At 64.3% G+C, this 10,074-nt stretch carries 8 protein-coding genes and 1 pseudogene; 2 read left to right on the top strand and 7 right to left on the bottom strand.

What is annotated here, in order from left to right; genetic code table 11:
• Positions 1-2 precede the first annotated feature (2 nt).
• From cyoD to cyoA, 4 genes are read right to left on the bottom strand one after another with little or no spacing between them, the layout of a single operon-like run.
• The gene (gene cyoD, locus ACSKB9_RS26520) at positions 3-395 is read right to left on the bottom strand and encodes a cytochrome o ubiquinol oxidase subunit IV (protein ID WP_438076777.1); all 393 of its coding nucleotides are present in this window, start codon (positions 393-395) and stop codon (positions 3-5) included.
• The gene (gene cyoC / locus ACSKB9_RS26525; RefSeq protein ID WP_438076779.1) at positions 392-1,024 is read right to left on the bottom strand and encodes a cytochrome o ubiquinol oxidase subunit III; all 633 of its coding nucleotides are present in this window, start codon (positions 1,022-1,024) and stop codon (positions 392-394) included. The genes cyoD and cyoC overlap by 4 nt, the downstream gene beginning before the upstream one ends.
• The gene (cyoB, locus tag ACSKB9_RS26530; RefSeq protein WP_225163207.1) at positions 1,021-3,024 is read right to left on the bottom strand and encodes a cytochrome o ubiquinol oxidase subunit I; all 2,004 of its coding nucleotides are present in this window, start codon (positions 3,022-3,024) and stop codon (positions 1,021-1,023) included. The genes cyoC and cyoB overlap by 4 nt, the downstream gene beginning before the upstream one ends.
• On the bottom strand, positions 3,021-4,202 hold the full coding sequence (gene cyoA / locus ACSKB9_RS26535; RefSeq protein WP_438076781.1) for a ubiquinol oxidase subunit II: 1,182 nt from the start codon (positions 4,200-4,202) through the stop codon (positions 3,021-3,023). Before cyoA ends, cyoB begins: the two co-directional genes overlap by 4 nt.
• Before the next feature lie 233 nt (positions 4,203-4,435).
• On the opposite strand from cyoA, the gene ACSKB9_RS26540 reads away from it, so the two are divergent.
• A complete protein-coding gene (locus tag ACSKB9_RS26540) occupies positions 4,436-5,725 on the top strand; it encodes an MFS transporter (RefSeq protein ID WP_057015508.1) in 1,290 nt (429 codons plus the stop codon).
• A gap of 138 nt (positions 5,726-5,863) precedes the next feature.
• Here the strand turns inward: ACSKB9_RS26540 and ACSKB9_RS26545 are convergent, their stop codons facing one another.
• Positions 5,864-6,673, bottom strand: a complete 810-nt coding sequence (locus tag ACSKB9_RS26545) for a transporter (RefSeq protein ID WP_438076783.1) — start codon at positions 6,671-6,673, stop codon at positions 5,864-5,866.
• Positions 6,674-6,865: 192 nt separating this feature from the next.
• On the opposite strand from ACSKB9_RS26545, the gene ACSKB9_RS26550 reads away from it, so the two are divergent.
• The gene (locus ACSKB9_RS26550) at positions 6,866-7,267 is read left to right on the top strand and encodes a c-type cytochrome (RefSeq protein ID WP_438076785.1); all 402 of its coding nucleotides are present in this window, start codon (positions 6,866-6,868) and stop codon (positions 7,265-7,267) included.
• Between the two features lie 114 nt (positions 7,268-7,381).
• Here the strand turns inward: ACSKB9_RS26550 and ACSKB9_RS26555 are convergent, their stop codons facing one another.
• Both ACSKB9_RS26555 and ACSKB9_RS26560 read right to left on the bottom strand, forming a co-directional pair.
• Positions 7,382-8,875: a M48 family metalloprotease gene (locus ACSKB9_RS26555; protein WP_438076787.1), complete on the bottom strand. Its 1,494-nt coding sequence runs from the start codon at positions 8,873-8,875 to the stop codon at positions 7,382-7,384.
• Between the two features lie 72 nt (positions 8,876-8,947).
• Positions 8,948-9,695: pseudogene (locus tag ACSKB9_RS26560) on the bottom strand (thermonuclease family protein).
• Positions 9,696-10,074: the final 379 nt, after the last annotated feature.

Raw genomic sequence — 10,074 nt, forward strand, 5'->3', positions numbered from 1 at the left:
CGTCACGGCATCTGGCTCATGTCGTGCATCGGCATCATGTTGACGTTGAGATGATGCATGACCCACAGCGAGCCTGTCAGCCCGATCACCACCATGATCACGGTGAAGATCATCGCCATCATGGTCCAGCCGTTCTCGGACCGGGTGTTCATGTGCAGGAAGTACACCATGTGCACGACGATCTGCACCGCAGCCAGCACCAGCACGATCAATGCGGTGAACTGCTTGTCGGCGATCGCGCCGGTCATCACCAGCCAGAACGGCACCGCGGTGAGGACGACGGAGAGACCGAAGCCGATCAGATAACTCTGCAGCGAGCCATGGGATGCCCCGCCGTGAGCGTCGTAGCCGTGCCCGCCGGCGTTGGGTTCGAGAGCGTGAGCTTCTTTTGTCATCGCAGCATTCCCAGGAGATAGACGAAGGTGAAGACGCCGATCCAGACCACGTCGAGGAAGTGCCAGAACATCGAGAGGCACATCAGACGGCGCCGGTTGGCTTCGGTGAGGCCGAAGCGCGCGGTCTGCACCATCAGCGTCACCAGCCAGAGGAGGCCGAAGGTGACGTGCAGGCCGTGGGTGCCGACCAGCGTGAAGAACGATGACAGGAAGGCGCTGCGCTGGGGCGTCGCGCCCTCATGGATCATATGCGCGAACTCGGTGAGCTCGATGCCGAGGAAGGCGAGGCCGAACAGCCCGGTGATGGCGAGCCAGGCTTGGGTCGCGCCGATCCTCGATTTCTCCATCGTCAGCATGGCGAAGCCATAGGTGATCGAGGAGAGCAGCAGCATCGTGGTGTTGAGCGCGACCAGCTTGAGGTCGAACAGGTCCTTCGGCGCTGGGCCAGCGGCATAGTTTCCGCCGAGCACGCCATAGGTCGCAAACAGCATCGCGAAGATGAGGCAATCGCTCATCAGGTAGATCCAGAAGCCCAGCATGGTGCTGGCGCCTTCCGGATGATCGTGCTCGTCCACAACGTGAAAGATCGGCTCGGAGTCCTGGGTGGAGACGGTTGTTGCTACGCTCATGTCTGGGCTCCCGCGGCGAGCACGCGTGTTCGCGCGTCTTCAGTCCGCACCACCTCATCCGTCGGGATGTGGAAGTCGCGGTGATAGTTGAAGGTGTGGCCGATCGCGACCGCGAGCAGCGCAACGAAGCTGACGGCGGCGAGCCACCAGATGTACCAGATCAGGCCGAACCCCATTACCGTCGCGAGGCCGGCGAGGATGATGCCGGTGCCGGTGTTGGACGGCATGTGGATCGGCTTGAAGCCGGTCAGCGGGCGCCTGTAGCCGCGGCGCTTCATGTCCCACCAGGCGTCGTTGTCGTAGACCACGGGCGTGAACGCGAAGTTGTAGTCCGGCGGCGGCGACGAGGTCGCCCATTCCAGCGTCCGCGCGTTCCAGGGATCGCCGGTGGTGTCCTTCAGTTGCTCGCGGCGCAGAATGCTGACCGCGAACTGCACCAGCATCGCGACGATGCCGAGCAGGATCAGGAACGCGCCGAAGCCCGCGATGATGAACCAGATCTGCAAGGAGGGATCGTCGAACACGCGGAGCCTTCGGGTCACGCCCATCAGGCCGAGCACATAGAGCGGCATGAAGGCGAAGTAGAAGCCCGAGACCCAGAACCAGAACGACAGCTTGCCCCAGAACGGATCGAGCCTGAAGCCGAACGCCTTCGGGAACCAGTAGTTGATGCCGGCGAACAGGCCGAACAGCACGCCGCCGATGATCACGTTGTGGAAATGCGCGATCAGGAACAGGCTGTTATGCAGCACGAAATCGGCCGGCGGCACCGCCAGCAGCACGCCGGTCATGCCGCCGATCACGAAGGTCAGCATGAATGCCACCGTCCACATCATCGGCAGTTCGAAGCGGATGCGGCCGCGATACATCGTGAACAGCCAGTTGAACATCTTCGCGCCCGTCGGGATCGAGATGATCATGGTGGTGATGCCGAAGAACGAGTTCACGCTGGCGCCGGAGCCCATCGTGAAGAAGTGGTGCAGCCAGACCAGGTAGGACAGGATGGTGATGACGACGGTGGCGTAGACCATCGAGGTGTAGCCGAACAGCCGCTTGCCGGAAAACGTCGCGGTCACCTCGGAGAAGATACCGAACGCCGGCAGCACCAGGATGTAGACCTCGGGGTGGCCCCAGATCCAGATCAGGTTCACGTACATCATCGGGTTGCCGCCGAAGTCGTTCGTGAAGAAGTTGGTGCCGACGTAACGGTCGAGCGACAGCAGCGCCAGCACCGCCGTCAGCACCGGGAAGGAGGCGACGATCAGGACGTTGGTGCAGAGCGAGGTCCAGGTGAACACCGGCATCTTCATCATCGTCATGCCCGGCGCGCGCAGCTTGACGATGGTGCAGATCAGGTTGATGCCCGATAGCGTCGTGCCGACGCCGGCGACCTGTAGTCCCCATATGTAATAGTCGACGCCGACATCGGGACTGTAGCCGATGTTCGACAGCGGCGGGTAGGCGAGCCAGCCGGTGCGGGCGAATTCGCCGACGAACAGCGACATCATCACCAGCACGGCGCCGCCGACCGTCATCCAGAAGCTGAAATTGTTGAGGAACGGGAAGGAGACGTCGCGAGCACCGATCTGCAGCGGCACCACATAGTTCATCAGGCCGGTGACCAGCGGCATCGCCACGAAGAAGATCATGATCACGCCGTGCGCGGTGAAGATCTGGTCGTAATGATGGGCCGGCAGATAACCGTCGGAGCCGCCAAAGGCGATCGCCTGCTGCAGCCGCATCATCAGCGCGTCCGCGAAGCCGCGCAGCAGCATCACGATGCCGAGGATCATGTACATGATGCCGATGCGCTTGTGGTCCACGGTGGTGAACCACTCGCGCCACAGATAGGTCCAGAGCCGGAAATAGGTGACGATCGCAAACAGCGCGAGGCCGCCGGTCGCCACCACCGCGAAGGTGCCGACCAGGATCGGCTCGTGGATCGGCAGCGCCTCCAGATTGAGGCGACCGAAGATCATCTTGACGAGATCGGGATTCATGCGGTCCTCCTCAGGACTTCTGATTTCGGACGCTGACCGAGCAGCAAGGATGTCGACGAGGGGTGCGCGGGCGAGAACGGCGGGCGCTTCAGCCCGAAGCCGCGCAGCGGCGTCAGGTCGAGCGGCGCGGTGACCTCGTGCGACGGCGCGTCCTTGATCTCGTCCATCGAACAGATGCCGGCGACGAAGGTCGGCTCGGAGCCGAGCGGCGCGCCGCGGCGGGCGTATTTGTCGTAGGTCAGCGGCAGCGTGTTGTTGAAGCCTTCGCGGCCGAGGCCGCCCTTGGCGTCGATCGCCATCATCTCGCTCATGCACATCTTGCCGGGCTCGACGCACATGTTGAGGACCGCCTTGTAGAGATCGCGGTCGACCGAGCGGTAGAGCCGGACCGGATCGTTCTGGCTCGGACGCTCGAGCTGCAGATAGTCGGTGCGGCCGAGCATGTTGCTGCTGGCCTTGGCGCTGGCGATCCACTTGTCGAAATCGGCGCCAGACAGGCTCTTGAAGTCGAAGTGCATGCCGGAGAAGCCGGCGCCGCTGTAATTGGCCGAGAAGCCGCGATAGGTGCCTTCCTTGTTGGCGACCGCGTGCAGCTTGGTCTCCATGCCGGGCATCGCGTAGATCTGGCCGGCGAGCGCGGGGATATAGAACGAGTTCATCACGGAGGACGCCGTGATGCGGAAGCGGATCGGGCGGTCGACTGGAGCTGCGAGCTCGTTGACGGCGGCGACGCCGTAATCCGGGTAGATGAACAGCCACTTCCAGTCGAGCGCGACCACCTCGACATTGAGCGGGGCGTCCTTGCTCTCGATCGGCTTGTCGGCGGCGATGCGGCCGAGCGAGCGGTAGGGATCGAGCAGATGCGTGCCCATCCAGGTCAGCGCGCCGAGGCAAATGATGATCAGCAGCGGCGCCGACCAGATCACGAGCTCGAGCTGGGTGGAGTGATCCCACTCCGGCTCATAGGGGGCCGCGGTGTTGGACTGGCGGTAGCGCCAGGCGAAGAACACGGTCAGCGCCATCACCGGAAGCACGATGATGAGCATCAGCACGGTCGAGATGACGACGAGGTCGCGCTGCTGGACGGCGATGTCGCCGGCAGGCGCCAGGACGACGAAATCGCACCCGCCAAGGAGCGCCGCGAACGGCAATAAGGCCAATAATTTCAAGGCGCGCACGGCTCACCCCACTTGAATTTTATGAGTTCCGCCAAGGGGTAGCTGCGATGCAGCAAAGTTCACATTGGACAATTTGTCCAATGTTGCACTGCGGGATGGAGGGTCAGAAGGTGAGGTGGACCGCGTGGCAATCTGCCCGTGGCCTCACTTCTTGTTTGAGCACGGTCTGTTCGGAAAACCGGTTTGATCGTGCTCCAAAGGACGGTTCTCCGGCGATGGCACAAGCCCCAGCAATGGCTCACGGCACCCCGACCGCATCTGGTCACGGGCAGGCGAAACCCGGCGAAATCGCCATCGGCGTCATCATCGGACGCACGTCGGAATTCTTCGACTTCTTCGTCTATGCGATCGCCTCGGTCATCGTGTTCCCGAAGCTGGTGTTCCCGTTCGTCAATGAGCTGACCGGCACGCTCTATTCTTTCGGCATCTTTGCGCTGGCCTTCGCCGCGCGGCCGCTCGGCACCGTGATCTTCATGGCGGTCGACCGCCGCCACGGCAAGGGCGCCAAGCTCGTCATCGCGCTGTTCCTGCTCGGCACCGCCACGGTGGCGCTCGCGTTTCTGCCCGGCTACGACACGATCGGCGTCGCGGCGATCTGGCTGTTGGCCGCCGCGCGCGTGCTGCAGGGCATCGCCTGGGGCGGCGCCTGGGACGGCCTTGCCTCGCTGCTGGCGATGAATTCGCCGGCGCATCGCCGCGGCTGGTACGCGATGGTGCCGCAGCTCGGCGCGCCGCTCGGGCTGATCGTGGCCAGCGCGCTGTTCGCCTTCTTCGCCGGCAACCTCTCGGCGGATGATTTCTTCGACTGGGGCTGGCGCTATCCGTTCTTCGTCGCCTTCGCGATCAACGTGGTGGCGCTGTTCGCGCGGCTGCGCATGGTGGCGACGGATGAATATTCCGAGCTGTTCGAAAGCCGCGATCTCGAGCCGGCGCGGGTCGGCGAGACCATCGCGCAGGAGGGCCGCAACATCCTGCTCGGCGCCTTCGCGCCGCTGGCGAGCTTTGCGCTGTTCCACATGGTCACGGTGTTTCCGCTGTCCTGGGTGTTCCTGTTCACCAAGGAAAGCCCGGTGCGCTTCCTGATCATCGAGATGATCGGCGCCATGGTCGGCGTCGTCGCGATCATCGCCTCCGGCATGATCGCCGACCGTGTCGGCCGCAAGCCGCTGCTGCTGGGATCGGCGGTCGCGATCGCGGTGTATAGCGGCTTCGCGCCGCAGCTGCTCGACGCCGGCGCGTTCGGCGAAACGGTGTACATGGTGCTCGGCTTCGTGCTGCTCGGCCTGTCGTTCGGCCAGTCGTCGGGCGCGATCGCCTCGAGCTTCGCGCGCAACTATCGCTACACGGCCTCGGCACTGACCTCGGATCTCGCCTGGCTGTTCGGCGCCGGCTTCGCGCCGCTCGCGGCGCTGCTGCTGGCGACGCATTTCGGCCTGATCTCGGCCGGTGCGTACCTGTTGTCGGGCGCGGTGTGGACGCTGCTGGCGCTGTGGCTGAGCGGATTGCGCGAAGCCGAGGGTTGAACTCTTCTCCTTCCCCCTGAAAGGGGGAAGGTTGGGATGGGGGGTCAGCCACAGGCTCCGCTGCAAGCGGAGAGAGCAGATCCCCACCCGCTTTGCTCTGGCGAGCAAAGCGACGTCCCCTTTTCAAGGGGAGGTGGGCTAGCGGAACAATCCGTCGACGCGGAACGAGTACCCCAGGCCGACGATGTAGTTCGGCGAGTTGCGGTTGAGTCCGAACGCGACATGGAAGTCGACCTGCTGGGTCGGCGTGATCTGGTACAGGCCGCCGGAGTTGATGAGCTGGGTCGGCCGTGCACCATCGGGATAGTCGCCGACATATTCGGTGAACACGCTGATCCGCTCGGTCAGCTTCTTCTCGATCACGAAGGTCGCTTCCGACATGTGCCGGCCGGTCAGTTCGGCAGGGCGGAAGAATTCCGTGAACATGCCGCTCACGCCCCAGCCGTCATGCAGCTCCCATGACCATGGCAGTTGGATATAGGGCTGCGCGCCGCGCCCGGCGATCTCGGCAGCGCCCATCGGCAGCGCGACGCCGGCCGTGATCGAGAGGTCGAGCTTCCCCGGCAGCGGACTGATCTGCCATTTGATCCCCGGCGCGACATCGGAAAAGCCCGAGGCGCCGGGCGACTTCACGGTGCCGACATAGCTCGGCAGGTCGACCAGCACCTCGAGGCAGGGCGCGATTCCGAGCCGCCAGCGGCTGTTGCTGCCGTCGATGCTGCGGCCACCGCTGCGGCCGGTCAGGTTGATGCCGTTTTCGTTCTGCAGGCTCCCGACCGGCACGACGATACTCGAATTGGTGACGTCGGGCCGGTCGGTCGCGATTTCGTCGCCCGGCTTGGGACAGCCGTCCGCGCGCGCGGCGGTGGCTGCTGCGAGTGTGAGCGCAGCAAGCACGCACCCGAGTTCGGCAAGTCGAGCGACGGCGCCGAACCGATTCTGAAACACTGGGGATGCTCCAATAGCCCGGCGCCGCTGCGGAGGTGGCAGCTTTCGATAGAGATCGGCGGCGCGCGGGGAAATTCCCGGTTGGCTCAAAAATCTTCGTCAGTCGCCGGTCGCGCGAGCGCGCGGCATTCCAGGGAATAGAATCGCGGCATGCCTGCTCCTGTTGTGGTGGCAAACAGGAGAGCCCCGGGAATGAGCATTCGTTCGATCGCAGGCGTGCTGGCGCCGCGGCAAGCCAAAATTGCCGCGATGGCGGCCATCGCGATTCTGCTCGCCCTGAACAGCGCCCGTGCCGCGGGAGATGCGGCGCGCGGCGCCACGCTGTACCAGGGCTGCGGCGATTGCCATTCGATCGACAAGAACGACGTCGGCCCGATGCACAAGGGTGTCGTCGGCCGCCTCGCCGGCTCCGTCGCGGGCTACGACTACTCGCCGGCGCTGAAGACCTCGAAGATCGTGTGGACCGAGGAGAATCTCGACAAATGGCTCACCGGTCCGGACACGATGGTTCCGGGCACCAAGATGTTCTACGAGGTTCAGGATCCGAAGGATCGGGCCGACATCATTGCCTTCCTCAAGGAGAAGGCGAAGTAGTATTCCTAGTAGCCCGGATGGAGCGCAGCGTAATCCGGGACTTTCCTTCCACGGATACACGTCCCGGATTGCGCTTCGCTTCATCCGGGCTACGGGTCACGTTTTCTTTCTGTCTCAATCCACCACGATCTTGACGCGGTCGCGCGGCTTCACCTGGGCATGGGCGTCGAGGCCGTTGAGCACGCGGAAGCGCTCGGCCGGGTGATCGACGCCGGACATGCGGTGCGACAGCGATTCCACGGTGTCGCCGGGCTGCACGTTAATGACCTTGATGCGCAGCGGGCGCGCGGCCTGGATCTCGTCGAGCGTCAGGCGGCGGAACGAATTGACGGTCTCGCGCGCGTTACGCTCGCTCTCGGTGGACTTCTGCTTGGCGGCGAAGATGAAGCGGTAGACGTCGCTGCCGAAGCGCAGCGCATAGACCTTGAACTGCCACTGGTCGCCATGGGCGGTGGCCGACGCCGCCGGAAAGCCGTTGATGTTGAGGTCCTCGGTCGAGGACTTCTCGACGCCTTCCATCCAGCCCGAATTCAGGTAATCGCCGAGCGACTGCTCGGCCGGCACCCGCACCACGTCGAAGCGCATCGCCTGGCTGCCGCCCTCGCGCACGCCGATCACCGCCTGCGCGGTGTTGTCGAGCGTGAAATTGTCGGGTGCGGTGAAGGTGAAGCCGAGCTTGGGATGCAGGAAGCGGCGGCCGCGCACGAAGCCTTCGCTGGGATCCTCGCCATAGACGATGTTGTCGATCGCGGCGAGATAGGTCTCGCGATCGCGCTCGTTGCTCTCGGGCGATGAGTACTGCCGTGCGGTGGTCTGCGCGTTGTTGATGCGCTCGGGCGTCGCCGGATGCGACGAGGTGAAGTCCTGCGCGCGCGGATCGAGCGCGGTCTTGCCGATCTTGAGCGCGGCATTGCGCTCCATCGCGGTCAGGAAGCGCGCCGCGCCGTAGGGATCGAAATGCGCGCGAGCGGCGATCCCGACGCCGATGCCGTCGGCCTCGAACTCCTGCTGGCGCGAGAAGCTCGCCATCGTCAGCTTGGTCTTGGCGAGCGCCAGCGCGGTGAGATCGGGATCGGTGCTCATGTCGGTGACGACGCGCGTCACCACCGCTGCCTGGCGGGCCTGGTCCTCGCGCATCGCCGCGTGCTTGGCCAGCACATGCGCCATCTCGTGGCTCAGCACCGAGGAGAGCTCGGAGGTGTCGCTGGCGAGCGCAATCAGGCCGCGCGTGACATAGAGCTGGCCGGTCGGCAGCGCGAAGGCGTTGACCGCGCCGGAATTGAGGATCGTGACCTTGTAGGCCTGGTCGGGCCGTTCGGAGGCGGCGACCAGCCGCTCGACGGTCTTGCTGATCAGGGCCTCGAGCTTCGGGTCGTCATAGGCGCCGCCATAGGACGACAGGATGCGCTCATGCTCGCGTTCGCTCGTGGGCGTCTGCTGCACCACGCGGTTCGGCTTTACCGGCGCCGCCGCTGCTGTCGGCGTGGCCTGCTCGAACCGGCCGATATTGCCGCAGGCCGACAGCGTCAGGACGGCGCAGACGAGCGCCGGCGCAGCCAAAAGGCGGCGGCCAGTCCCCTCTTCACGCCGTCCTGCGCGCTCAATCACGTCAAAAACTCACAAATTGTCCCGTAAAAAGACCGGGGCAGGGCCCCTGGGTTTCTTGAGTCCCTTGGGCCTCTAGTTCCCGCCGAGCACTTCAAGCTGCCCCACCCGGAGCAGTTCGATTCGCGGCCCACGTCGTGCTTCCACCCAGCCTCGTACACGAAATCTTACGATTTTCCAGAGACTTGGGCGCAAGCCCGGCCGCCTCGAACGCAGGGACTATGCGCCTTGAAATAGTCGCAGCAAAGTCCTGAGTCCAGTTTCGACCGAAATTCAGGTAGGTCGTCGCGCCCGCCTGACGCACGGACAAAACCCTGCCCTCGACCACTGTAAAACGCCCGATCCCGGTCAAAATATCGGCGGAACTTTCGGCGTTTTTTATGACGGTGGCCTCGGCCCAGGTTCCCGATCGGGCGGCCCTGGCCTCGGCCTCGGCCGCCATCAGCGCCGCCGCACAGTCCTTGTCGGCGACCTCGGATGACGCCACAGCGAGGCCCTGGCGCAGCAGCTCGCTTTGCACGGGCTTCTCACTGCCTTCGAGGAATGCGTAGGCCGGCTGCCGGCCATAGCGGTCCGGCGTGTCATCCTGTCCGCGCAACGTCACCTCGCGGCCGACCAGCAGCGCCGTCAGTGCAGCGATGGTCTTCGCCTTGTCGGCCACCTCGATACCGGTGAGCTTGATCTCACGGCCGTCGTCGAGCCGCAGGCTGCGCGCATCGACGATGGCGGCGACGCGACCCTCGCCCTGAATCTCGAAATTGCATCCACCCGCTTCGGCGCGTCCGCTGCACGCGCCGATCGCGAGGACGCATGCTGTCATCATCACCGCCCACGGACGGCGACGCCATGCTCTTTCGCGTGGAGGCGTCATGCGGCACTCGTGACTCCGGCGCGCTCCGCTCGGAGCGTGGTCGCCAACAAGGACAGTCTGACGGAAAGATCGCTTCAGAGCCACCTCAAGCGAAGCGAAATCGCATCGAGGGATGCCATCGTTGATTCGGTGGTCAATTTTTCTGCGGCGCTTCTCATCGCGTGCACAGGCGAAATTGGTGTTTCACATCAATGCGTGCCTGTCGCGAGACGAACTCGTCTTCAGCGGCCCTTCTCGCGACGAAAATTGCCGTCCGATCGTGCGTCGAGCGGCTCTCACACGCGTCAACCTTACCCATTCATGATCGCAACTCCGTGCGCGGAATGAGAAT

Source organism: Bradyrhizobium sp. BR 1433, from assembly GCF_051547665.1.
Classification (GTDB): domain Bacteria; phylum Pseudomonadota; class Alphaproteobacteria; order Rhizobiales; family Xanthobacteraceae; genus Bradyrhizobium; species Bradyrhizobium australafricanum.

Excerpts from the sequence above, each read along its gene's own strand:
- ACSKB9_RS26540 (WP_057015508.1), top strand. The coding sequence starts at position 4,436 with ATGGCTCACGGCACCCCGACCGCATCTGGTCACGGGCAGGCGAAACCC.
- cyoD (WP_438076777.1), bottom strand. The coding sequence starts at position 395 with ATGACAAAAGAAGCTCACGCTCTCGAACCCAACGCCGGCGGGCACGGC.
- cyoB (WP_225163207.1), bottom strand. The coding sequence starts at position 3,024 with ATGAATCCCGATCTCGTCAAGATGATCTTCGGTCGCCTCAATCTGGAG.
- ACSKB9_RS26550 (WP_438076785.1), top strand. The coding sequence starts at position 6,866 with ATGAGCATTCGTTCGATCGCAGGCGTGCTGGCGCCGCGGCAAGCCAAA.
- cyoC (WP_438076779.1), bottom strand. The coding sequence starts at position 1,024 with ATGAGCGTAGCAACAACCGTCTCCACCCAGGACTCCGAGCCGATCTTT.